This is a genomic window from Bradyrhizobium diazoefficiens (assembly GCF_016616885.1).
Lineage (GTDB): Bacteria > Pseudomonadota > Alphaproteobacteria > Rhizobiales > Xanthobacteraceae > Bradyrhizobium > Bradyrhizobium diazoefficiens_F.
On sequence record NZ_CP067102.1, the window covers coordinates 1,663,645 to 1,688,187 of the forward strand.

15 protein-coding genes and 10 pseudogenes are annotated in these 24,543 nt (G+C 58.4%); 19 read left to right on the top strand and 6 right to left on the bottom strand.

Annotated features, from left to right (window positions below; all coding sequences use genetic code 11):
• Positions 1-261: 261 nt before the first annotated feature.
• Positions 262-438: a hypothetical protein gene (locus JJC00_RS07720; RefSeq protein WP_200472072.1), complete on the top strand. Its 177-nt coding sequence runs from the start codon at positions 262-264 to the stop codon at positions 436-438.
• Positions 439-799: 361 nt separating this feature from the next.
• Positions 800-1,748: pseudogene (locus JJC00_RS07725) on the top strand (TauD/TfdA dioxygenase family protein).
• Between the two features lie 164 nt (positions 1,749-1,912).
• Here JJC00_RS07725 and JJC00_RS07730 read toward each other — a convergent pair.
• Both JJC00_RS07730 and JJC00_RS07735 read right to left on the bottom strand, forming a co-directional pair.
• Entirely contained in the window at positions 1,913-3,598 is a 1,686-nt protein-coding gene (locus JJC00_RS07730) for an MFS transporter (protein WP_200472073.1), read from the bottom strand.
• A gap of 1,027 nt (positions 3,599-4,625) precedes the next feature.
• Positions 4,626-5,102, bottom strand: a complete 477-nt coding sequence (locus JJC00_RS07735; protein ID WP_200472074.1) for an Lrp/AsnC family transcriptional regulator — start codon at positions 5,100-5,102, stop codon at positions 4,626-4,628.
• 181 nt (positions 5,103-5,283) lie between these two features.
• Here JJC00_RS07735 and JJC00_RS07740 point away from each other — a divergent pair, with 181 nt between their 5' ends.
• From JJC00_RS07740 to JJC00_RS38900, 5 genes and pseudogenes are all read left to right on the top strand, one after another.
• On the top strand, positions 5,284-6,762 hold the full coding sequence (locus JJC00_RS07740; RefSeq protein WP_200474025.1) for an NAD-dependent succinate-semialdehyde dehydrogenase: 1,479 nt from the start codon (positions 5,284-5,286) through the stop codon (positions 6,760-6,762).
• A gap of 13 nt (positions 6,763-6,775) precedes the next feature.
• Positions 6,776-8,182, top strand: a complete 1,407-nt coding sequence (locus JJC00_RS07745; protein WP_200472075.1) for an aminotransferase — start codon at positions 6,776-6,778, stop codon at positions 8,180-8,182.
• An 80-nt stretch (positions 8,183-8,262) separates the two neighbouring features.
• Positions 8,263-8,484 (top strand): hypothetical protein, encoded by a 222-nt coding sequence (locus JJC00_RS38895; protein ID WP_433996496.1) that lies wholly within the window; start codon positions 8,263-8,265, stop codon positions 8,482-8,484.
• A gap of 84 nt (positions 8,485-8,568) precedes the next feature.
• A pseudogene (locus JJC00_RS38555) lies at positions 8,569-9,817 on the top strand (IS256 family transposase).
• 48 nt (positions 9,818-9,865) lie between these two features.
• A pseudogene (locus JJC00_RS38900) lies at positions 9,866-10,030 on the top strand (carboxymuconolactone decarboxylase family protein); the annotation flags it as partial.
• Positions 10,031-10,293: 263 nt separating this feature from the next.
• Here JJC00_RS38900 and JJC00_RS38560 read toward each other — a convergent pair.
• On the bottom strand, positions 10,294-10,422 hold the full coding sequence (locus tag JJC00_RS38560) for a hypothetical protein (RefSeq protein WP_283816805.1): 129 nt from the start codon (positions 10,420-10,422) through the stop codon (positions 10,294-10,296).
• Positions 10,423-10,480: 58 nt separating this feature from the next.
• Between JJC00_RS38560 and JJC00_RS07760 the strand changes: the two genes are divergently transcribed.
• Positions 10,481-11,326 carry a CmcJ/NvfI family oxidoreductase gene (locus JJC00_RS07760; RefSeq protein WP_246774125.1) on the top strand — a complete coding sequence of 282 codons (846 nt, stop codon included), beginning with the start codon at positions 10,481-10,483 and terminating at the stop codon, positions 11,324-11,326.
• A gap of 416 nt (positions 11,327-11,742) precedes the next feature.
• A pseudogene (locus JJC00_RS37875) lies at positions 11,743-12,710 on the top strand (IS701 family transposase); the annotation flags it as partial.
• 15 nt (positions 12,711-12,725) lie between these two features.
• Here the strand turns inward: JJC00_RS37875 and JJC00_RS38705 are convergent.
• Both JJC00_RS38705 and JJC00_RS38710 read right to left on the bottom strand, forming a co-directional pair.
• The gene (locus tag JJC00_RS38705) at positions 12,726-13,196 is read right to left on the bottom strand and encodes a transposase (RefSeq protein WP_349643544.1); all 471 of its coding nucleotides are present in this window, start codon (positions 13,194-13,196) and stop codon (positions 12,726-12,728) included.
• Positions 13,133-13,789: pseudogene (locus tag JJC00_RS38710) on the bottom strand (IS630 family transposase); the annotation flags it as partial. The pseudogene JJC00_RS38710 and the gene JJC00_RS38705, both read right to left, overlap by 64 nt.
• A 64-nt stretch (positions 13,790-13,853) precedes the next feature.
• Between JJC00_RS38710 and JJC00_RS07775 the strand changes: the two are divergent.
• From JJC00_RS07775 to JJC00_RS07820, 10 genes and pseudogenes are all read left to right on the top strand, one after another.
• Positions 13,854-14,018 (top strand): annotated as a pseudogene (locus JJC00_RS07775) (IS701 family transposase); the annotation flags it as partial.
• Between the two features lie 1,347 nt (positions 14,019-15,365).
• Entirely contained in the window at positions 15,366-16,505 is a 1,140-nt protein-coding gene (locus JJC00_RS07780; RefSeq protein ID WP_200472076.1) for an ABC transporter substrate-binding protein, read from the top strand.
• Positions 16,502-18,256 carry an ABC transporter permease subunit gene (locus JJC00_RS07785; protein WP_200472077.1) on the top strand — a complete coding sequence of 585 codons (1,755 nt, stop codon included), beginning with the start codon at positions 16,502-16,504 and terminating at the stop codon, positions 18,254-18,256. Before JJC00_RS07780 ends, JJC00_RS07785 begins: the two co-directional genes overlap by 4 nt.
• 81 nt (positions 18,257-18,337) lie before the next feature.
• Complete coding sequence (locus JJC00_RS07790; protein ID WP_246774126.1) at positions 18,338-19,405, top strand: ABC transporter ATP-binding protein; 1,068 nt, start codon at positions 18,338-18,340, stop codon at positions 19,403-19,405.
• Between the two features lie 578 nt (positions 19,406-19,983).
• Positions 19,984-20,213, top strand: a pseudogene (locus JJC00_RS07795) (transposase); the annotation flags it as partial.
• 104 nt (positions 20,214-20,317) lie between these two features.
• A pseudogene (locus JJC00_RS07800) lies at positions 20,318-21,340 on the top strand (IS110 family transposase).
• A 261-nt stretch (positions 21,341-21,601) separates the two neighbouring features.
• Positions 21,602-22,027, top strand: coding sequence for a tyrosine-type recombinase/integrase (locus JJC00_RS07805; RefSeq protein ID WP_246774127.1), 426 nt, complete (start codon positions 21,602-21,604; stop codon positions 22,025-22,027).
• A gap of 37 nt (positions 22,028-22,064) precedes the next feature.
• Complete coding sequence (tnpB, locus tag JJC00_RS38905; RefSeq protein ID WP_433996517.1) at positions 22,065-22,211, top strand: IS66 family insertion sequence element accessory protein TnpB; 147 nt, start codon at positions 22,065-22,067, stop codon at positions 22,209-22,211.
• 221 nt (positions 22,212-22,432) lie between these two features.
• Positions 22,433-22,567 (top strand): annotated as a pseudogene (locus JJC00_RS07815) (IS481 family transposase); the annotation flags it as partial.
• Positions 22,563-22,770, top strand: a pseudogene (locus JJC00_RS07820) (IS5/IS1182 family transposase); the annotation flags it as partial. The pseudogenes JJC00_RS07815 and JJC00_RS07820, both read left to right, overlap by 5 nt.
• Before the next feature lie 143 nt (positions 22,771-22,913).
• On the opposite strand, the gene JJC00_RS07825 reads toward JJC00_RS07820, so the two are convergent.
• Complete coding sequence (locus tag JJC00_RS07825; protein ID WP_200472079.1) at positions 22,914-23,861, bottom strand: TauD/TfdA dioxygenase family protein; 948 nt, start codon at positions 23,859-23,861, stop codon at positions 22,914-22,916.
• Between the last annotated feature and the right edge of the window lie 682 nt (positions 23,862-24,543).

A 24,543-nucleotide genomic window follows, 5' to 3' on the forward strand; every position in this document is an offset into this window, starting at 1 on the left:
CCGTAATGGATTCCAGTCTCGCACTATCACCGGATGCGCCGCTGCGATCGCAGCCGCCAAGTTCTGAACCAGAGAGGAATTCAAGGGATGGTGGCACTAGTTCAATATCGATGCGGCCGAGATTGTAGCGGCGGTGCCGTCTTTCCTCTGCCCGCTTTCGCCACCTACACAATAATCTTTCATTGCGCCCACAGGTCCATTTTGAGACATCGTGCAACACACGACGGTCGATCGCGGCAAGTCATCGAGCCGCGCGGCTGAATGGACGACTTGGTCTTCCTACATGTCTGGCGGTTCCGGCGAAATTCTGGACTACGGGTCGCGCCGGAATACGTCGCGCTCTTTGATCTTCCTCTAGCGATCGCCGACGATCTGCAAGAGATGGCGCTGGAGGAGAAACATGGTGATGCAAATGCAGGGCAGATGAAGCTGACGTAGGTTCTTTCAGTATCAACCTTAAATGTCCTGCGCGCATGAGCCCTGTGTGTCGCAGGCACATCAGATCATCACGGCAGTGCTCCGCCTCGCCTGAGGACGAGAAGAGCACAACTGACCTCAGGTTTATACTGGTAGAGCAAACTCCCTCGGAAAGCCGACTTGGCAGTTATGCGCCGATCATGTGTGTTGCCCCTCGTAGTAGGCCCAACGGTCTGGTCGTCTCTCGACCTGCGTTTGTCATATCCACGACAACATCAGCAGGTCCATTTTCGCACCCACAAGGTTCCCTATCGCTGCCCGGATAGGCTATTTCATGAGAAGAATGATGATGTGACGCCCGGTTTTCGCGACTCGCACGGCCATTGCTGGGGCGCGGTGCGCGTCGGCAATCAGGAATATCAAGCTGTCAGGCGATTTGCCGAACCAGACGATCGCTGCAATTAATGGCTTGGTACTCAAGCACAAGGTCAACTTCTTTCGCGACCAGGGTCTTAATGATTCCGATCAGGAGCGGTTTGCTCTTCGCTTGGGAAAACCTGTCCCGCACCGACGCTCAGTGTCGCTGAGGGAATGGCCTCAATCCTCGTTATCGATTTGACCCGTGGCGGTAGGCGGTCCGATATATGGCATACGGATGCGAGCTTCGTTGACGCGCCTATCCTAGGATTGCGGTACTGCGAGGCATTGTGATCCCACCATTCGGGTGGCGATACGGTCTGGTCGAACGCTGCGGCCGCCTATCTCGACCTGCCGCCGCCGCTCCAACGGCTCGCCGACGAGCTATGGGCCGTTCACAGCAACGCCTTCGACGCCACCGTAATGCCCCGCTTAGGCGAAGCCGAAAGGAAGTTTGTTGATGAGATCTACGCCAGAACTACATATGAAACCGAGCATTCGATTGTGCGCGTCCACCCCGAGATCCGAGTGCGACGTAGTGCGTAGCGGCTAGGGGACGTGCCCGACGACTAGGCGCGTCCCAAATGTTGGTGCTCGGCGCTTTGGTGCAGCGTTTTGTTGGTATCCCGAATATGACGGCGAAAAGCTGTTCGATCTATTCCAGTCTCATGTCACTGCGTCCGAAAACGCGGTGCACTAGGCAGGAAGGAAGGAGAGTCGCGATTTGGGACAACCGCGCTACGCAACATTATGCGCTCAACGATTACGGCGACCAACATCGCGATGTTCGCTGCGCCACAATCGATGGTGACGTGCCGACCAGCGTCGACGGCAGGCGCAGCGTAATGCGAATTAGGGCCACCAAACAGCCGCCGGTGAAAGTCGATTGGCGTTCACAAATTCACGAGATCTAGCATGCAGACCTTGCCTTATCTCTTGCTTGTATTCGCAGCTCCAACGACAATCTCGGCGCTTCTGCTCGGTGTCCGATGCGAGGCATGTTCGCCGGAGGGCAGACTAAAGCGCTGCAGCCCAGCGCCAGTGGCCTGCATGCGCGCTTGGTCCTTGCTCGCGACTATTACTGGATCCCGTCGTGCTTCAAATTAACGGGCAGTACTTTGCTCGCGGCGGGATCCGGCACATCGTCCATCCAACGCACCGATCCGAACGGGCGCTCGAGCATCCGGCGGACGCGCACGGGGCCGGGGCCGATGTGGAAAGCGCCCGCCCGATTATCCAGCGCGCGCTCTGACTGAGTCCCGCGGTTGCGCTGGCGCAAATAATCGAGCCACGTCGGGCAGTGATAGCGCTCCGTCCATAGCTCAGGATCAGCGATATCGCGCGCAATCGACCAACTATAGGCTCCGTTGCGCTGTCGGTACAGCTGTACATTTTGCATAACATTGTGAAAGGCCCGCGCATTTTCCGGCGCGACGCGATATTCGATCTCCACCACCAGCGGTCCGCTGCGGTAGCTAATCGGGAGCCGCACCTGTGGATCCGCCAGCGGCTCGGCGTCCTCGCCGTGTGAACTGATGCGCGGCATGCGGAGCCAGAGACCAAGCACTGGCGACAGCAGCATCAATACGGCGGAAACAAGCAGCGCAATCCGAACACCAGCGGCATCGGTGAAGCGGCCCCAGCCCCAGCTACCAATCGCGATACCGCCGGAGATTGCAACCTGCCAGGCGGCAAGCGAGCGGCCAGCGACCCAGCGCGGAGCTGAAAGCTGTACGCCGATGTTGAACAGCATCCATGTTATCGTCCAGACGGCGCCGGCCAGGATCAGGGCGACAGCTGTCAAAATCGGCTCACGGCTCAAAGCAATCGCCGTGATCGCGCCGCCCATCGACAGCGCGCAAGCGCGCACCGCAGCCTCGCCGCTCATGCGCCTACGCACCTCGCCAATGTAAAGCGCCCCAATTACTGAGCCAAAGCCGAGCGCGCCGAGCATGATGCCGTAGGTCTGCGCTCCGCCATGTAACAGGTCGCGGGCGACCAGCGGCATGAGCGCCGACACCGAACCGCCGATCACGCCTGTTACCATGGTACGAGTCAGCACGATCTTGATGGATGGCGAATTGGTGATGTAGCGCACGCCCGAGATGATGGCGCGGCTCAGTCGTTCGCGCGGCAGCCGCGACGACTCAGCCTCGCGTTTCCACAGGAACAGCGTGACAATCAGCGGCAGATACAAAAGCGCGTTGAGCGCAAAGGCTGCGACTGCGCCTGCAATCGCTACCACAATGCCGCCAATGGCGGGCCCGAAGCTACGGGCAATATTGTAGCTGATGCCGTTAAGCGTCACCGCCGCCGGCAGGGAGTCGGCCGGCACCTGCTCACGGACAGATGATTGCCAAGCCGGGCTCATCAATGCCATACCACTGCCGACCACAAAACAAAACATCAACAACAGATTCGGCGTGGTAAGGCCCAACCAATCGATCACGGTCAGCCCCGTCGCGCCGCAAAACGCGATGGAAAGTGCAACCAGCGCCACGACACGGCGATCGTACATGTCCGCAATGGCACCCGCCGGCATCGCAATCAGCATCACGGGAAGCATCAACGCCGTCTGGACCAGCGCGATCTTGTCAGCCGACGAAGTCAGCTCGGTCATGGCCCAAGCCGCACCGACGCCCTGGATCAGAATGCCGAGATTGGACAACAAGCTAGCCAACCATATACGCCGGAAGGTGGCATAACGCAGCGGAGCTGTGATGCCGTTGACTTTCAAGGGGGCGGGTTCGGACGCTTCGGTCATGTCGGAGTCTGCCTCGCTTGTGACGGCTTGAAATTGGACAACATCGGTGACGGTCTGAAAATTAGGTGCTAGAAAGTGGCAAGCGCCACTTTGAACCACGTCTACTTTGGACACTTTGCGCGCGCAGGCACTGTTAGTTCCCCCAATGTCGCGACGCACGCATGTCAATTTGTATTTCCCGCCTCCCGCTCGAAAAGCCGCCTCTCGTCCACAAAGGGTGAGCGTCAGGCAACGCGCGTCTCGCTCTCTCAATTTCGGCAACATAGCAAGGCCATCACCCGCCCTGGCGTAATGATCGCCGTCCCAGATTGGGCTAGGGCGAGGTACTGCACGTCGTGTTCGACCACGATCTCGATCGCCAGCTTGTTGGCCGAACCAGCAACGTTGCATTAAGGTCATAGTCGCCTGAAGCACGGTATTGCGTCATGAGCTGACCCTGAGACGGACGTCTTGAACTCCAATTCCTGAGCTTTCCATGATCTCGGCAGAATGGATGGATCACGTGACTTGATTGAGAAACTCGGGCGGAAGGTGCAGCTCTGATTTGGAGAACCCTCAAATGTTGTGAGCACTCTTCAGTGTTGCTGTAGGCAACATCGAACGCATTGGCCGTTTATCCGAACAATGCAGTTTTCGCGAAGCACTCGAGCGGCGTTAGCCAGAAATGAAATAGACTGCGGCACGCTGCAAGCGATCACAGTTTCCATAACGTTAAGCTGCAGCTGGTTGCCTCTGACGCCAACCTTATCGTCAAGTCAGCACCAATGGCCTTGGCCGCGTTCAAGGGCACCCGTGTCCCGCTACCAACTAGTTCGCAAACAGAGCCCGCAATGAGCCAGGCGCGACATTCAAGAACCTAAATTTTGATTGAAGATACATCCGCCAACGACCTCTCGTGAATGCAAGCGCGACAGCACTACAGACTAGAGGAGCGACAGTGCGGGTTTCTCGCATTCTAAGCGTGTACGCGCCGAAAAAGAGCGCAACGACATGGGTCGGCAGCGTGAGACACCGCCGCTTGTCTACATCAATCTTCGTGCGGAATCTCTACGGGAATCGCAAAGCCTGCCTTCACGCGGTCCATCACGACCATCGTCTTAAACCCTTTGATGTCCGGATTCTCATAGAAGAAACGTCGAGTGAACTGCTCATAATCTTCCATGGTGCGCGCTGTAATATATAGGACGAAGTCAGCGTCGCCTGTGACGTAAAATCCATTCACGACTTCGGCTGACCCCTTGATAGCTTTCTTGAACCTGTCGATGATGTCTGCACGCTCCCTCTCCAGGCTCACGAGCACAAGCATTTGAATAGGTCGTCCTACCGCCTTCGCCGAAACGATTGAGACGTCGGCCTCGATGATGCCTTCCGAGCGAAGCCTCTTCAGTCGTCGTTGGCAGGCGGTAGCAGAAAGCCCCGCAAGTTCGCCGATGATCTCGGAAGTCAGGCGGTTGTTCTTCTGCACGATCTCGAGGATCCGGGCGTCTGTTCGGTCATATTGCATAATCGAGCTCCAGGTGAATTTCGCCGCAAAGTGGCTCTGGGGTGCAGGAAACCGCCTAGGCGACAGCGAAATGCGACGCAAATCTATTTGCGTCCTAAGTATCCTGAATGCTCAGTGAATTTCAACATGACTGCGGAACTTTCAAATGGTCTTTCAATCTGTGCGGCACAAAAGCCCGGATTTGGTCGGTCTTGCTGCGAGGCACTTGGAGGGCCTGCGCCGCCGCGATTTTCTGGCGGGGGCGGCGCTCGTCGATGGCCGCTGGGTTGCAAGCCAGCAAAGAGACGTTGTCATCGATCCCGCTACCGGGGAGGAGATCGCGGATGTTGCGCGTTGCTCTCCTGCGGATATGGAGTTGGCGATCACTGCAGCTGAACGCTCGTTTGCTGCATGGCGAGAACTATTGCCAGCTAGGCGCGGGGCGATCCTTAAAGCGTGGGCGTCATTGATGCTCGACCATTCGGAGGAGCTCGCGATCCTGGTAACGAGCGAGCAGGGCAAGCCACTCGCTGAGGCCCGTTATGAAATTTCGTACGGTGCTGGATTTCTCGAGTGGTTCGCTGCAGAGGGGGAGCGAACTTACGGAGAGACGATACCCAGCCATAAGCCGGGAAGTCTGCTCCAGGTCAGAAAGCAGCCGGTCGGCGTTGCCGCGGCGATCACTCCCTGGAATTTTCCTGTCGCCATGATTGCGCGAAAGGCGGGGGCCGCTCTTGCGGCCGGTTGTCCGGTCATTGTGAAACCTGCCCCGGAGACGCCGCTCTCTGCCCTTGCCCTAGCTCGTTTGGCTGAAGAGGCGGGGATCCCGCGCGGCGTGTTTCAAGTGCTCGTCGGTGATCCGATCGAACTTTCCGCGCCTCTGTTGCGCGATACGAGAATACGCGCTCTTTCCTTCACAGGTTCTACCCAAGTTGGGCGTCTCCTGCTGGAGGGGGCCGCGCGGACAGTGAAGAAAGTGTCGCTCGAACTTGGGGGGCATGCCCCCTTCCTTGTCTTTGACGACGTCGATCTGGACAAGGCGGTCAAAGGGGCGATGGCCGCCAAGTTCGCTACGTCGGGACAAGATTGCTTGGCAGCGAACCGCATCTACGTGCAGAGAAGCATCTATACTGCCTTTGTCGACGCGTTTGCTGCGGCAATGGCTCCGCTCAAGGTCGGCCACGGCCTGGAGCCTGCAACAGATGTCGGGCCAATGACGAAGTTGTCGGTGGCCACTAAGTGCAGGGCTCAAATCGACGATGCGGCAGCAAAGGGAGCGCGGGTCATTTCCGCGAAAGCAGACAAAGCGCTGGGGCAAAACTTCGTTCTTCCAACACTGCTGAGTGATGTCACGGACGACATGCTTATCGCGTGTGAGGAGACGTTTGGCCCGGTAGCTGCAATACTTCCCTTCGACTCTGAGGAAGAAGCTCTCGCTCGGGCCAATACCAGTGAGATGGGGTTAGCCGCGTACGTCTATACGGACAGCCTGCGTCGAGCGCTCCGACTTTCTGAGGGCATCGAGTACGGTATGGTCGGTATCAATACAGCTTCATTCACGGGGCCGCCAATTCCGTTTGGAGGATGGAAGCAATCCGGTATCGGTCGCGAAGGCTCGCGACACGGCATCGAGGAATACATGGAAATGAAATACGTCTGCTTCGGCGATTTGGCGACTTAGGAGAAGAAAACATATGAACGATATTAGAACCATTGCTGAACGAGATCGCTCAAGTGTTCTGCATCCTTTTACCCAACTTAAGGAATTCGCTACTGGTAAAGCTGGTGATCCGACGATCGTCACCGGGGGAAAAGGCATTCGCGTCGAAGACGCGAAGGGGCGTAGTTACATAGACGGCTTTGCTGGCCTTTACTGTGTAAATATTGGATACGGTCGGACCGAGGTGGCGGAGGCGATCGCGCGGCAAGCCTACAACCTTGCTTACTATCATACTTACGCAGCCCACACGACCGAAGCGCTGGCAACCTTGGCGGATCGTCTGGTGCGAATGGCGCCGGGCAAGCCCAGCAAAGTATTTTTTGGGCTATCCGGATCAGACGCCAACGAGACTCAAGCAAAGCTCGTTTGGTACTACAACAATCTCCGTGGCCAGCCTAAGAAGAAGAAGATCATTTCGCGCGAGCGTGGCTACCATGGCTGCTCAGTAATCTCCGGTTCGATGACGGGTATGTCGTTCTATCATGATCACATGGACCTTCCCTTTCCAGGCATTCTGCACACGGGCACACCTCATCACTATTGGGGCGCGGAACCAGGCGAGACGGAGGAGGCGTTCTCTCGCCGCCGTGCAGCTGAGCTCGAAGAGCTGATCGTGCGAGAGGGGCCCGAAACAATCGGTGCCTTCATTGCTGAGCCGGTGCTGGGTACGGGCGGTATCACGCCGCCGCCGGCGGGCTATTGGCCTGAAATTCAGACCGTGCTCAGGCGCTACGATGTTCTGCTGATCGCCGACGAGGTGATTTGTGGATTCGGTCGAACTGGCGCTGACTTCGGCAGCACGTTGTACGGGATCGAGCCTGACTTGGTGACTGTGGCCAAAGGTCTGACGTCGGGCTACGTGCCGCTTTCCGGAGCTATCGTTGGTGAGCGAGTTTATGCGGTGATGGAGGAGGCAGCCGATCGCGTAGGCGCATTCTCGCATGGATATACCTATTCCGGACATCCGATTGCGGCCGCTGCCGCCAACGCAGTCCTCGATATTGTCGAGAAGGAGAGGCTGAGCGATCGCGCGAGGACAGTCGGCTCGCACTTTCAAAAGCGACTCAAGGAACGCTTTGCACAGCTAGAAATCGTTGGTGAGGTCCGAGGCGTGGGCTTGCTCGGCGCAATCGAGTTTGTGGCCGATCGCCAGACAAAATGCCGATTTGATCCGCAGCTCAAGGTGGGCGCTCGCATTTCGAAGGCTGCTCGTGATCGGGGCCTTATCGCCCGAGCGATGCCGCACGGCGACATTCTTGGTTTCGCCCCACCTCTCATTGTATCCGAGTCTGAAATAGACGAGATCGTTGACTTGGCGTATCGGGCGACTAAGCAGGTAATGGATGAGCTTGCGAAAGAGACGACAATCACTCGAAAGTGATTCTTGCCTTCTAGATCCACGATTGCTGACTGGCTAGTCCGCCGCCGTTTGCGCGGACGCCAAAAGCCTACGCGCATGTGATGTCGACGTTCGAGGCGCCCGCGGCCGAGAAGCTGACGGCGACGGCGATCGCGGCCGAAGGCGGCTGCCTCTGTGATGGCAATGAACAACATCACTATCGCTTCGTGCACCTTGCCTCGAACAAGGAGTGCGGAGCGATGTCGTCACGGCCGCGCATGAACGTGATCGGCAATCCCGGCTGGGTGCCGTGGCGGGAGTGTTGGAAAATGAAGGCGGCGTAATCTCCAGCTTGGACCAATACGCGATTCCGGCGTTTCAGCGCCGGTGGGGATCACGCCATGATGAAGACTATCACGACGCCTTGCCTGCCGCGTGCCGAAATCGAGACGACGGCGTTGTTTTTCGACAACTGGTTCGACCCGATCGAAGCCGGCCTTCGTAAGCGAATCTGAGAATTCCTGCAAGCGATGTTCGACGCTGAGTTCGACGAGGTGCTAGCGCGCTCGCTATGCCCAACGGGCGAGGCAGGCGAGCGGCGATTCGGAGGTCACGCCCGCCGCCACCGGTCATCGCCACGGGCATCGGTCGCGGCCACTGCTGGGCACGTTCGGGAAAGTGGAGATCGCAGTGCCGCGCGCCCGGTTGAATACGTCCGAAGGCAAGACGACCGAGTGGAAAAGCGGCGCACTGCGGGCCTACTAACGTCGCACATTGGCCGCCGACGCGCCAATCGCCGGCTGTTACCTGGCAGGCCCACACGCGCCGTGTGCGCCGCGCGCTAGGGGCGTTGTTCGGCGGCGCGATCGGCAAGGACACGGTGAGCCGGGTGTGGTGCAAAGTGAAAGAGCGACTGGGATGCGTGGAATGACCAATCGCTGGCCGAGGAGCCGATCGTGCGGCCGATCCTCGAAGGCACCGTGTGCGGGTGCGGCTCGACCGCAAGGCCATATCGATCTCACTGCTCGTTGTCGTCGGCATGCGCGCGGAGGGCCAGAAGATCTTGCTCGCGGTCAAGGCGATGGGCAGCGAGAGCACCGAATCTTGGCGGACGGTGCTTGACGATCTTATCAGGCGCGGCCTGCGGTGGCCCGAGTTCCTCATCGTGGACGGCGCGCCTGAGCTCGAAAGCGCGATCGCCGCCGTGTGGGACGGCGTACCAGTGGAGCGCTGCACGGTCCACAAGCACGCAACCTGTTGGGTATGCGCCGGAGCGCCTGCACGAGGAGGTCACCGCCGATCACAACGACATGATCTACGCGGCGACGTGCGAGGAGATCGAGGCGCGGCGCAAAGCCCTTGATCCGCAAATGGCGGCTCAAGCATCCGGCGGTGGCCGACAGCCTGCAGGAAGCCGGTGACAGTCTCTTCACGCGTCTTCCGCCGAGCCAGTGGAAGAGCGCGCGTACCACCAATCCCATCGAGCGGCTGCACGAGGAGTTCTAGCGACGGATCAAGACGCAGACCGTGCCGCCATCGGCTGACAAACACGGAAGCGATCCTGTTCCGGACGCTGCTCGACTCGGGTCAAATCAACATGTGAAAGTCGATGGCTGGAAAGAGCTCGCCACAAAGCCCATCGATCAGCCAAATCCACCTCGCCGCATGATCAGATAACTTCGCGTTGCTGGAGATCGCGCCACGAATCCCAATCACATTCCGGGCGGCGCTGCCAGCGTGGCCAAGTCGGACTTCGAACTGTGGTCACTGGCGGTCTCCGCCATCAACGGCTAGGGCGCCTGCATCGATGCACATGAAAAGGTTCTGCAGGACGCAGGCGTCGCAGCAAGCACGATCCAGACCGCGGCGCGCTTTGCAACGATCACCAGTCCGTGGCAGCAACCATCAAGTCCCGCGCATCGACGTAAAGTCGTTATCGGCAGAGTGGCGTCGCCAGATTTATGTGCCTCTCACGAGAAGCTGCGGGAACTCAAATTGGCGCCTCCGCCACTAACGCGGACTACTGTTCCGCATTTCCGTTTGGTTCAATGCTGGTAGGCAGCTTGGTAAAAGGGCGCAGCACAACAGTTCCTGTGACTTCTTAAGACAGCATTTTATTAGAGCTGTTGGATAGGTGGTGAAGGCCCTGGAATTCATTGTTCCATCCACCCGATGCTTTCACGTGAGATGACAGCAACCTCTAACCGCTTCTCGGACATCGCCCGCCGGTAATATTCTGCTTTTGCAGAATTTAAACGCCTGCCGCCGGCTTTACGCTGCATTCGGACTCGTTTCTGGCTTTACGGTTACGTTATATGAAGGCGCGAGAAGGAGGCGTCCATGGCAAATGCAGCACGAGCTTTGTCGACGGTGCGAGTAAACCGTGATCAACTCGAGTTCGTACAAGGCCAAATTGCCTTCGCCCGGCGCACTTCCGACGAAAAGGCTCCCGAGGTCCATCTGCCCAGATATCAGATGCCCATGGTCAGCTACGACGTGACTATTCGCAATGCGCGTCCGATCGTGGGAGAGCTATCCCTCGATAGAGAAGGCTTCACTCTGGTTCAACATAAGGCCGCCTGCCTGAACGAAGCTGATTCGGAAGTTCTGTGTGCCCAGTATCTGAAGGAAATGATTCCATTCATCAAGAGCTGCTTCAACGCCTCGCGGGTCGTGGCCCGCCGAGAAAGCGTCATTGTTCGCTCGGCCGGCGAGAACTCCACTCCCGGCGTAAGGGGGCCGGGCGGGATGGCTCATATTGACTATGCACCGCTTGATTGTCCCGTGCTTGCCGCGCGTGAGAACCAACTGCAGGGTATTCCGATCGAACCGTATTCTCGGTTGTTGCTCATTCAAGCGTGGCGTGCTCTTTCACCATCTCCGCAGGATTTCCCCTTGGCACTCTGCGATAACAACTCGTTGCTCGAGACCGATGTTATGGTGCATGACTACACATCAGATGTCGGTTCCAAATTTAACAGTTGCGTCCTTCACTACAACCCCCTTGAGCGTTGGTACTACTTCCCTGATATGAGCCCAAGCGATCTCATTCTGTTCAAGGGCTACGATTCGGATGAGAATTCTAATGCAAGGGCGGCTCACGCGGCATTCGATAATCGTCGGGCAGATCCTGACGCAAAGCAGCGTAGGAGCATCGAAGCTCGCTTCTTCGTCTACTTCGACTGAGCGACAGAGGTCGCTCTCGGTCCAATGCTCATCGCCTACGCGCTGCACGATAACTTAAGGCGCAGCTCTTAGAAGAGGCTGGCGGTGGCCAACTCGTTAGACAGCCAGTGCGTGCTTGCGAAAGGCGACTGATTGTATTCCCGAGAAGGAATTTCTGATCGCTCACGCAGTCGAGCAATGGTGTGCCGGGAGACCGGTAACGAGTTGATGGCGCAAGTCCATTACGATGAAGGTGTAGCGAACCACATCGGTCCCGAGTCGTGCGCAGGCATCCGCAAGGATGCCGGCGAAGCGTCGGTAGGGAAGCATGCAGGCCAGCCATTAAGCCGCGAAAGAATGTTTTCCCGCGTGTCGACACTGTCAACGTTAGCACTACAGTTGCATTTTTATCGAGAGTCTAAATTCCACCGGCGACCATGATTCGGGATCTGATGATTGGTGGTGCGTCGGCTGAGGATACCCTGACCCTGCGGGCTTCGTCGTTGCGAGATGTAAAGCAGCGCATCCGTCGACTGTTTACGCAGGAGCGGGTCGCGACCTCGGCGGGGCAGTTTCTCGACGGACTATTGGGCTACGAGCCGTACGAGACGGGTTGGATGTCGGCGGAAGCAGCCGGCGATCTAGGCCCGTCGCGCCAGCAGGCAGTCCTGGGTCGGGGGCGGTGGGGCGCCGTTGAGCTGCGCGACATTGCAAGTGAGTAGGCGATGAGGACGCAATTCTGGTCATCGATGAGACCGGCTTCTCAAAATAGGGCAAGGCTGCATGCGGCGTCGCGGGCCAGTACCCCGGCTCGGCGGGCAAGATCACCAATTGCCAGATCGGTGTGTTCGCCGCCTACGTGTCGCGGCATGGCTATGCCTTCATCGATCGGGCACTCTACTTGCCAAAGGAATGGACGGACGACCCCGCTCGCCTGAAGGCAGCGCATGTCCCGGGAGCGCATGTCCCGGGCGATGCGGGCCTTGCGACGAAGCCCAAGGTCGCGCCTCGAATGATCGCTCGCGCGATCGCCGCAAAGGTGCCGTTCTTGTTCGTAGCGGCGGACAGCGTGTATAGCACGGGCAAGATCGAAATTCTGCTGCGTAAGGCGGGGCTATGTGTTCTGGGTGTCGCTTCCAATCACGTGTTCCGTTCCTGGGGCAAGCAGCAGCCTGTCGCCGGCACGCCTCCGCGATAGCCCAGAGCCTCCCAAGAAGGCCTGACGCCTCCTGCCGTCCGGCGACGAGATCAAAGGGCCGTGCTGGCACGACTGGGCCTATCTCAAGCTGGCCGATCTTAAGGCCAGTGAATACAACGACGCGCCCTTGTCGGCGAATGGACGCGGAGTCTTCTGATCCGCTGCAACATTGCCGACGGCAGCTTGACCTTCTTCACCGCATGGTGCTCCTAGTACCCGGAATCATAGCCGGGTGATACGGCGGCCCTTGAAGGGGCGCTGGCGGACCTTTTTCTTGGTCCAGACGAATGGCTCGGCTTTGTCGTTGTAGGCGTTGATGTAGGCATCGATGTGCTGCTCGAGCTGTTTGAGACTTGTGAATGAGGCGCCGGTCAACGACTGCCCCTGCAAGATCGAAAACCACACCTCGACCTGATTGAGCCAGGACGCGCTGGTGGGCGTGAAATGAAATTTCACGTTGGGATGTGCCTTGAGCCATTCCTCGTTCTTTTTATGGGTGCTGAGATTGTCGAGAACGACGTGAAGCTGGCGGTTCGGAAATGCTGCGGTGACGCGATCCATGAAGTCGAGAAACTCGACCCACGACGTCGTTTCGAATGCGCCGCAAGGATCTTCCCGGTGGCGACTTCCAGCGCTGCAAACAGCGTGGTCGTGCCGTGCCGCTTGTAGTCGTGACTTTGCCCGGTCAGGGATCTGCCGTTGGGCAGTTTCAGATAGCCCTGCGCTCGTTCCAGGGCCTGGATCGAGGGCTTTTCGTCCACGCATAGGACGATGGCCTTCTTGGGCGGGGCGACGTAGAGGCCAACCACGTCGGCGGCTTTGGCCGTAAACTGCGGGTCGTTGCTCTCGCACCAGGACTTGCGAGCCGCCAGATCGATCTTGTTGCTGCGCAAGAACCGCCAGACATATTGCACGTCGACATCACCAAGTTCCTCAGCCAGCAGAGGCCCAGTCCAGCGCGCGTATCCCGCGGGAGGCGGCTTATCGAGCAATTTTAAAATCCGCTTGTCGGTGGCCTTCGTATAGATCGGCTGCTTGCCCGGCAGCGGCTTGCTTTGCAGACCTTCAAGACCATGATCCGCATAGCGATGCCGCCAAAGGCTGACAATCCGCGGCTGGACCCCAACCTCCTTGGCAATCGATCGGGTGCTGCGCCCATCCGCCGCCAAAAGAACGATCCGCGCCCGCTTCAAATCGCGCTGCAACGTCACCGGTGAGCGGCAACGTTCCTCAAGCACCTTGCGATCTTTCCTCGAAAGGTGGACTTCTCTTGCTTCGGGTATCATCCCGATGTTGAATCATGACTCACTTCCCAGGGAAAGTGGGTACTAGGGCACCTCCATGCCGAAGCTCCTGTCCGTGGAAGGTCATCGCTGGGCCATCGTGGACAGCTTCGAAAGCACCAAGAACGAACTCGGCCTTGATCACAACGAAACCCGCTCCCTGCATGGCTGGCATCGCCATGTCTCACTCGTCATGCTTGCTTTCGCCATGATGGCCGTCATCCGTCATCGGACCGTCGCTCAAAAAAACGCGGCCGCGGCTTCGACCGAAGCATCGTTCTTGATCCGCTGGCTGATCCAGAAATCCGCCGCATCGCCATCAGGCTTGCCTAGCGGCGCCTCCCGCACGCCCACATCCTCGTATAGTCGTCCCGGCGCAGGGCTCATCGGGCAACGCTCGCAAGTCCATCGCGGGAGCAAAAATTGCAACCGTAATGCTAGCGACTTACTACCGTGAATACGGACGCCCGAGCACAACAACCACCTGGCGCTTGTTGGTTCGGCGCCCCAATGTTTGAACAGTAGCCGGTTTCAGTTCAGTGCATGGTGCGGTATCTTCCGCGTAGGCTGAGTTCAATAATCCTTTGCTAGTCGAGTGCTGCACGCTCGGCTTGCAACTCATCTTCGAATGCCACCCCCTGGGCCGTCGACATTCTGCCTTGCGTCGACACAGAAATCCGAAACAAACTGTCATCGGGAATGAGACGGACGCGGTGCGGGGAGCGAACGAGGCGCGGCAGTAGGTGCGATCATCGCGCAAGAGCGGGCGATAGCCAGAAGCCCGCGTGCTCGTGTGCGCTCAGGGCAGCGAAAGCCTGCATCTTACTTTAGCGAGCGCGCGGAGCTCTTTTATCTATCTACGGCCGACAAGGCGGTTGCGACCCCGCTCGTTAGCTCGAAGGCCCGCTCAACTGTTGATGGCCTTCCTCATGATGATCCGCGCCAGGTTGGCCTCGTTTCGTTATGCTTCCCGGAAGGCACTGAGGAGCTTTGAGTAGGCCGTGCGGGCTCATGCAAGCAAACCGCGAATTTGGTGAAATCTTATGCATCACCGGCCGATTTCGCTCGATTTCGCCGGATTCGGGCCGATTTTTGCATTTTTAGGGCGCAGGCACGCTTTACACTTTTCCGTGTCCGACTAGTCGAGGTCTCCTCCGCCTCAAGACGAAAGTTTGTAGAATGCTGCCGCAGTTCGAAATGCACCACAAGCCATCCACGCAGCATGGGGCTGGGGTCCTGCGGATTGGCGCGATCCGGAGGTGACAAATCACAATGGCTGTTACGAGCCCGACGAAGCTGATGTCAGCGAAAGGGCGATGTCGCATGTCGAGCGCCTCCCCGGACGAACCATTTCGAAACGTGGCCATCGCGTCCGTGCGGTAACCCGCATAGCCGGCCTATGTTCGTATGGCTGAGTAGATGGCCGGCTGTGTTCATGCGGGCGGTATCCCGGGGAACCCTCACCGTGCGGATCATGGTCCTTGAAGCGTGTTCAAGGTTGCGGGCTACTGGTACTTCATCCAGCTTTGGTGATCATTCCATGCAGCAAGCCAGTTCTGCATAACAAAGGGGGAAGGTTATGACCAAGCAGCATCCTGGTGATCGTTCACTCGGTTGCCTGAGCCGCCGCTCAGTGCTTCAGTCAACGGCGGGCTTACTAAGTGTGCCATTCGTCGCCAAAGCCACCGCAGCTGGGGCGCAGGAAAAGCTCGCTGGCAGTGGTGAAGTCGTGGCTTTCAGCTGGGGTGGCCCTTACACTGATGGCATGCGGCGAGCTGTCTACGAGCCGTTTACGGAGGCAACTGGCATCAAGGTGCTCGATGTGATCGCCGATAATGCCGAGCCCCAGGTCAAGGCGATGAACCAGGCGGGCCGCGTCGATTGGGACATTGCTTACCTCCAACTACAGAACTATCCAGCAATGCATGAAGCCGGAATGTTCGTGCCGATCGATTACAGTCTCTGGGATCAAGAGTCGCTAGAGGGCGTGCCGTCCGACGCTCGTCTCAAAGAAACAGTTGCAGTTGTTCAATGGGCAGAGGTGCTCGCTTATAATCAACGCGCCTTTCTGAAGGGCGGGCCGCAAAACTGGGTGGATTTCTGGGACGTCAAGAGGTTTCCGGGGCCGCGGGGGCTCGAGGCTGTCCTCGGCAGACATGCCATCCAGTTTGCGCTGCTTGCCGCCGGTGTCGCAGCCAAGGATATCTGGCCCCTTACCGATGACAAGCTCGATCGCGCCTTCGCAAAACTTAACGAGATCAAGCCACACATTTCGAAGTGGTGGAGCTCCGGCGGAGAATCGGCCCAGCTCCTGGTCAACCGAGAATACGTGATGACCGCCGCGTTCGACGGCCGTTTGGTCGGCCTGATCCGTCAGGGCGTGCCGATCAAACTGGTCTGGGAGGGGGCCTATCTGGGTCGTACCCATGCGGCGATTCTGAAAGGTGGCCCGAACTCAGCGAACGCGCAAAAGTTGATCGCCTTTATGAACCGCGCGCAGATTGCGGCCGCCTTTACGCAGGCAACCGGCTATGCGGGGCCGAATACAAATCAGCTCAAGCACCTGCCAGCCGACTTGATTCCGCTACTCAACGTAAACCCGGAAAACGCTGCGAAGACCATCAGCGAGAATTTCACGTGGCTCGCGGCGAAGCGCCCAGACGGCAAACCCAACGGAGATCACATTCAGGAGCGTTGGCAGGCATGGAGGACGCAATGAGCTCCATCGTAATCCACGGCCGGGCGAAGTCCTCGGCTTCGTCATCGCCCGGGCCCACACAGTGGGCATGGCTGCTTCTGCCTGGAAGCATCTTCCTTGCGGTGCTCTTTATCATGCCGCTCACGGAGCTTTTGTTGCTTTCATTTGGGATGCCAAACTGGACGTTGGCAAATTTCCTACGCATCAGCGAGAACCCTGCCTACATCGTCATATTGCGCACCACGCTAGAGATCAGCATTTCGGTGACTGCGCTCGCCTTCGTGCTTGGCTACCCCATCGCCTATGCCCTCACGACGGGCGGAGCGATGCTGCGTACCTTCCTACTCATCGCGGTTGTGCTGCCGTATTTCACGAGCGTTCTGGCGCGAACCTTCGCGTGGGTTGTCCTGCTTGGGCGCAGTGGGGTCATTAACGAGATTCTGCTTCAGCTCGGCTTGGTGTCCCAGCCGGTCACCATGCTCTACAACCGGTTCGGCGTCATCGTCGGCATGACGCACATCGCCCTGCCGCTCATGATCCTGCCGATGTACACAGTCATGTCCAGAATCGACCGGAGGTTGCTGCGTGCCGCGAGGGCCAACGGCGCGAGCCCGCTTGCCGCGTTCCTCACGATATTTCTGCCGCTCAGCCTGCCGGGACTTATTGCGGGAGTCCTGCTCGTCTTCATCTACTGTCTCGGCTTCTACATCACACCTGCATTGATGGGTGGGTTATCTGACCTCACAATTACGATGGAGATCAGCTCCCAAGTCGTGGAACGACTCAATTGGAACTTCGGCTCAGCCCTCTCCGTGGTCCTCTTGGTAACTGTCTTCGGAATATTGTGGATCGGCTCCCGCTTTTTTCCCATTGAGCAGCTTCTGGGAATGTCCGATAGCAACGTCGTTTCGGAAACCCTCACCCGCCGACAAATGGGAACCCAATGGCTGATGCGTGTCGGCTCCGCGTCAAATGCACTCGACCGCTGGCTCCCTTCGATGGGAGGCCGCGGTATCCCGATCCTGGCGAGCTTCCTGGCGGTGCTTCTCCTCCTGCCGGTACTGATCGTCGCGTACCTTTCGTTCAGCGATTCGGCTTACTTTGTCTTCCCCTTGCCAGGCTATTCGCTGCGCAACTACCAAGCCTATTTTTCCTATCCAATGTGGATAGGCGCAACCGTCGCTAGCATCCGCGTTGCCTTAATGGCGGCCGGCATGGCCACCGTGCTCGGCAGTATGCTTGCCTTTGGCTTATCGCGCGGCAACATCCGCGGTCGCGGAGCAATGGTCGCCCTTGTGCTCTCGCCGATCATCATGCCGAGCATTATAGCGGCGGTCGCGACTTACTTCCTGCTTGCGCGGCTGGGCCTTCAGGGCACCGAATTCGGCTTGGCACTTGGTCACGCGGTCCACGCAATCCCGTACGTGGTGGTGATCGTGGTCGCCAATCTGCGCGACCTGAACCCGTCGTACGAGCGTGCGGCCCGCAGCCTTGGCGCAGGGCCTCTCGTGACCTTCCGCACGATCATCGCGCCGCTCGTTATGCCAGCCCTCATCGTCGCCAGCTTCTTTGCGTTCCTGAGTTCGTTTGACGACGTCGTCTACGTGCTGTTCCTCGGCATCGGAAAGATCACCACCTTGCCGATGCGCATGTGGGAAGGGATTAAGCAGGATATCAATCCCACCATTGCGGCCGTGGCCACGTTGCAGATGCTTTTCGCGGGGACAGTTATCTTCGTCGCCGCCGTGTTGAGGCGCCGGAAGAACACCTGACCGATCGAACTCAAACGCAGGTTTTGCGATAACTAAGTACTTAAACGACTCTAGGGAGCTGAAATGTTGATGAGAGCTAGCTTGAGCCGCACCGATGTGAAAAGCGGTGGCATTGCGCTGCATAACTTGCAAAAAAGTTACGGCGGTGCAACGGCCGTTGACGATGTCAGTCTTTCCATCTCGCCTGGAGAGTTTATTTCGTTGCTCGGGCCCAGCGGATCGGGAAAGACGACAACTCTGATGATGATCGCTGGTTTCGAGCTGCCAGACAGCGGTCAAGTGCTATTGGATGACAAGGACATCACGCGCCTGCCGCCCCACCGTCGCGAACTCGGGGTGATCTTCCAGAACTATGCGCTTTTCCCGCACATGACGGTTGCCGAGAACGTGGCATATCCGCTTCGTATGCGGCGTATGGCCAGAGCGGATATCGAAGATCGCGTGCGTCGCGTTCTTGACCAAGTGCACCTCGGTACTTTGGCCTCACGCTATCCCCACCAGATGTCCGGCGGTCAGCAGCAGAGAGTGGCCATCGCACGGGCACTGGTTTTCGATCCGCCCGTTCTTCTTCTCGACGAGCCGCTGGGCGCGCTGGACAGGAAGTTGCGCGAGCATCTCAGAAACGAGATCAAGAACTTGCATAAGCAGGTCGGCAAGACTATGGTCTACGTCACGCACGATCAGGATGAGGCGCTCGCCATGTCCGATCGGGTGGCCGTCATGCATGAGGGCCGGATCCGACAGGTGTCTGCGCCGCACGACATCTATCGCCGGCCGGCGGACTTGTTCGTCGCGAGTTTCGTCGGTGAGGTCAACCTCATACCTGCGACGATCAAATCTGGCGTCGCTCTCAATGCTGCAGGCGAAAGATTGCCCGCGGAGCGATGGACTGGCGCGGACACCAATGCAACGCTTTGCGTGCGACCCGAACATTCGCGTTTTGATAGTATCCAAACCTCAGGGGGAATTCAGGGGCGCATTGTCGACATGACATTCGTTGGAGACGCGACGATCTTGGAATTCCGCAGCGACTCCGGATTGCAGCTCAAGTCGAAAGTGCTGAACGTGTCGGCTGAAGCCATGCTCGAGATTGGTTGCCCCTGTGTCGCCTCGTGGCATGCAACCGACGCGACCATTCTGACCGAGTAGATTTGCCGGCACGGGCTATACGCATCGGTGACGCCTGCCGTTCATTTGAATAATGAGCAGCGCTGCCCGGCTCTTTGCGCTAGAGATAAACAGAACGAGCTGGAGCCAGCGCCCTACTCAAGTAAGTAGCTAATCGCGAGTGGCTCGAGTCGCTGGTCCGGGACAGGAACACAGCACAAAAGGTGGCGTAGCTGGCGCATAAGGGGCTGTCGGCGAGCGTTGGCTTGAGGGCGGGTGTGATCAGATATTTCCCATCGGCGTAGATTCGCCCCTTCGCGTCGATTTGGGAATCGTATGTCAGCAACAGAACATTGGTCTGGGGTGGAGCAGATAGCCGCACGGCTGCATTTGGAGCCGTCAGTCGTTTTTTACAGTCTGAGAAGCCACTCGTATCTTGCAGGACCAAATTGGAGTGGTTTTCCGGATTGATGCTGGATAGCCCGTACCCTGCATGAATCCTGCGATTTCCGCCCGGTTCAAAAAGACGTCTGCTTCTGAGCGTTTTCAGTATTGGGTGACCTTCCACTGCGTATTTCCTCCGGATGAAGCTCGAGTCCGGCCTGACGAAGAACGGACAGATGAAGTCAGCAAGGTTCACGGAAGAGCAGATTATCGCGGTGTTGAAGGAGCATGAGGCCGGGCAAAGACGGCCGACCTGGCTCGCAAGCACGGGAGCTCCGAGGCGACGATCTACAATTGGAAGTCCAAATTCGGCGGCATGGACGTTTCCGAGGCGAAGCGGTTGAAGGCCTTGGAGGACGAGAACGCGAAGCTGAAGAAGCTTCTGGCCGAGCAGATGCTCGATAGTAAGACCGTATGTCCGCCTCTGCCGATGAGATGGCTCGCCCTACACTGAGGGTCCGAGGGTTGCTCGGGTGGACCGAGCCGATCCTCATCACAGGAGGACGAGCCGTGGCAGATTATAGGGAAGCATTCGTCGGAATCGATGTAGCCAAGCTCAGAAACGCAGTCGCGAAGCGGACGCAGGCCGCCACGGGGAGGTTCGCTTTTTCGGTAAGGTCGATGCTTCGGCCACCAACATGCGCCGCGTCTTTGGGCGGATCGCCAACCGCTTTGACCGTGTCCACTTCTGTTACGAAGCCGGCCCGACTGGCTATGGTCTTTATCGCCTGATCCGGTTCCTCGGCTACAAATGCACGGTAGTGGCGCCATCGCTAATCCCAAGGAAGCCGGGCGATCGTGTGGAGACGAACCGTCGGGACGCCGTTTCTCTCGCGCGGCTATTGCGCGCCGGCGAGTTGACAGCTGTGTGGGTTCCCGATGAAGGTCATGAAGCGATACGCGACCTGGTTCGAGCCCAATCGGCAGCGGTTGAGACGCTGCGGATCCATCGGCAGCAGGTGAGTGCCTTCATGCTCAAGCATGGCCGCACCTATCCCCGCAAAAAAGGCTGGACGATGCGCTATTTGCGTTGGCTCCAGGAACAGCAGTTCATCGAAGTTCGTCTCGGCCTGGTCTCTGGAGCCGCTCGTGCGGGCGCTCCAAACATTGCGCGGCGTCGGTCTGGTCGTCGCGGTGACGTTCGCGACCGAGGTTGGTGACGTGAGCCGTTTTGAGAGCCCACGTCAACTTATGGGTTACCTCGGCCTGGTGCCAAGCGACCGATCGACGGGAGAGTCTGTCAGACGTGGCGGCATCATCAAGGCCGGCAACGGCCGTGTTCGCCACATGTTGGTCGAGAGCGCCTGGACATATCGACACCCGCCGAAGATCGGCAAGATAAAGCTATACCGGCTGCTCGAGCAGACGTCGCCAGCCGTGCGAGAGATTGCCTGGAAGGCGCAGAGCCGTTTGACGGCCCGCTACCCGAAGCTGGCTGCGCGCCGCAAACGAACAACGGTGGTCTGCACCGCTATCGCCCGTGCACTGGTCGGGTTCATGTGGGCAGTCGCCAAGCAAGTGCAGACAGCCTGATTGGGCGCTCTTCTAGTCATCGTGCACGGGCGGAGGCAGGACCACGGCAGAGGGAATGCCCGTCAGACGCTTTGTGGCCGGCAAGAGCGCCGACGCCTGCAGTAAGATAGGAGCAGACCTCGGACGCACAATCGGGAATGCGGTCGCCAACCCGCGCATCAGAGCTTGATCACCGACGTCCTTCGGTTGCGCCTCCACCTATGCACGACCATCTCTATGAACAGCCGATCGACGATCGGACGATGCCCTGCGTTCTAATCCTTGAGCGAACGCGGCCTCGCCAATCATGAACCGCGGCCGATCTTCGTCGGGGTCCACAACGAGCGCCTGACGCGTTTCGGCGCAACACACATCGTGCCGCGTGCCGCCTCCCAGGCCGCGTCCACGAGGCCAAGCTTGGAGGGCAAGCCGATATCGCCGCACATCTTCCGGCATTCCCTCGCCATGAAGCTTCTCCAGTCGGGCGTGGACCTCCTGACGATCCAGGCTTGGCTTGGCCATGCTCAGGTCGCCACAACCCACCGGTACGCCGCTGCGGATGTCGAGATGATGCGCCGAGGACTCTCGAGAAGGCGGGCGTCTCAGGCGACCGCAGCGCGCGCTTCCGGCCGAACGACACGATCCTGCGGCTGCTGGCCAGCATCTGATTATTATGTGGCAGAGGAATCTAGCCGTGGCTGGCGTTAGGGCGCCTCCGCCACATAATCTCGCCCGACACATAAGAATGTGTTGTGTTGCGTGCAACATAACCATTCTCGGGCGCTGTTTATGTGTTCCGTGTCCAAGCGCGGATCGGATCAAGTTGATCTTCTGGGACGGGACAGGTTTGTGCCTGTTCGCCAAGCGGCTCGAGGAAGGCATCTTCCTCTGACCGAAGATCGAGGATGGCGTGATGCGTTTGTCGGCGGCGGAATTGTCGGCGCGGCTCGAAGGGCTTGATCGGCGGCGCGTCCACGAGGCACGAGATACGGTCGTCCCGACGCAAGCCGGATAATTGTGGGCCGCCCTGCGGCGAAGTGAATCAGGGGCATCTAGGTGTTTAGTCCCAGGCTTTGATGGTGCATTCTTATCGCACGATTCGAAGGATGCGACATGGGACAAATTCTACACGGCTGCGCAACCACGACGGACGCAGTCCGTCGAGCAATACAAAGTCAAGAGAGCCTGAGAACGCTCGCCAAGCGCTACGGGATCAACCAGACGACTGTCGCGAAGTGGAAGGAGCGCAAGAGAGCGCGGTGTCTTCGGTATCATCAAGCGCGAACTGCGCTGCCTCTCCGCCATCGAGCCCATCATCGGCACCTGGTCACCTCGGCCTGCTGCTACCTCAAACGCCGCGCCGGCGACACCGCCAAGTCATCCTCTCAGCCGTCGGCCACAACTTCCGCCGCATCCTCGCCTGGCTCAGGACTCTTTGGTGCCTCTTCCTGACGGCCTCATCGCAGCCGTCCACGCCCCCCCACCGCTTGAAGCGGTTTTTTGAACGGACGACTCGTGATGATCACGCGAAAGCGGGAGCTGCTCCAGCCGCCGGTCGTCCGATCATCGTTATCCAAGCCGGAATAAGTCGAGGTCAAGTTCCTGACTGCGCGAGAAGGCTTTCTTTGACGACATTCGCGGGGGGCGGCTTGATGACCTTGACGCGCGCCACACTGCGTCGGCCGTCGGTGCTGACGGGCACCTCGCCCTCGATGGTTGCGCGACGAACAATACGAGGCTTATCGCCGTAGTCATTGGCCGCATAATGAATCGTGGCGCGGTTGTCCCAGATAGCGACATCACCCTGCTTCCATTTCCAGCGGACTGTGTTTTCTGGCTTGGTGATATGAGATTCAAATAGATCGGTTAGCCTCTGGCCGTCACATTTCGAGACGTCAACAAGACGTCTCACATAAGAGCCAAGAACCAGCGTGCGCTCTCCAGTCTCGGGGTGGACCCGTACGACGGGATGTTCGGTCTCGAACCTCGCTCCAGTAAGGGCGTCGTCATAAAGAGTCTTATCGGCATCGGTAGGGCGGCCAACCACGGCGAAGCTGTGAATAGCCCAGAGGTCGTCGGCAAGCCGTCGCAGCGGAGTGGGCAAGTCCAGATATGCGGTCGCGGTGTTTGCCCACACGGTGTCGCCGCCGATTGGTGGGATCACAATGCCTCGCAGCACCGAAATCTTTGGATAGGCGTCCATGCAGGACCAGTCGATGTGCCAGTTGTCAGTTGAGAAAGGTGGGTATACGGAATGAATTTCGACGACCGACGTCGTCCCCTTGGTAGCGGCGAACGTCGGATTCGGCGCAAGCTTCCCAAAACGCATGGCGAAGCGCTCCTGCTCGACATCGTCCAGATGACCCTGGTCGCGGAAGAAGATGACCTTGTGCTCAAGCAACAGACCATTGATCGCAGCGATGGTCTGATCTGGCAAATCGGCCGACAGCCGGATATTCCTGATTTCAGCGCCGATGCGCACCGTGCGTTTGACGATGTCGGTACGCGGAATGATGTTACCCATCAAGACCATTTCACTCACGGCAGAATTCTCCAAGATTGTGGCGTTCTCGCCAGACAAAACGATTTAGATGTGACACGAAAGGCATTGAAGACATTTCCGGACATCAAGGTTAGCGCCTCTCGATGGCTGGTTATCGCTTGCTTCATCGATATTCGATATCGCCTCCTGTTTGCTAGAGACTAGTGTTGCATATCTTCATTGCCACCGTACCTACATCTTCTGGTGGGGTTGATCTCACCCGATCGAGGTCGGCGCCGAGGTCACAAGATAACCTCGATCGCTTCGCCAGCGGTACGCCGCTGCTCGTGGCAAGGCGGCCGCGGTCAGAATTGGCTGACGGCTCAAGGCAAGTGCGGCAATCGCTCCGCCCAAGGACAGTGTGCAGGCGTGGATCGCTCCCTCGGCACCATGGGGCCAGAAATATTCGAAGGTTGGACCGATCTTCATCGCTCGCCAATTTCAAAGAGTGCCAACTGAAACGCTACCACGATATCGTTCGGAGACTTCTCAGTCGTTAGGGATTTCTTGTCCGACATCAACTTCCCCTAGGGTTGCCCACACGTCGATCACATTTGGGAAGGCTACAGAGCGCCGAATCATACTCAGGCACTGTCTGGTTGAACAGATTGAACGGCCGTACGTGTGTTGGAAGGCGAGAATTGCCGCCGTCGCGAAGACGAATGCTGCGGGATAGAAGAAA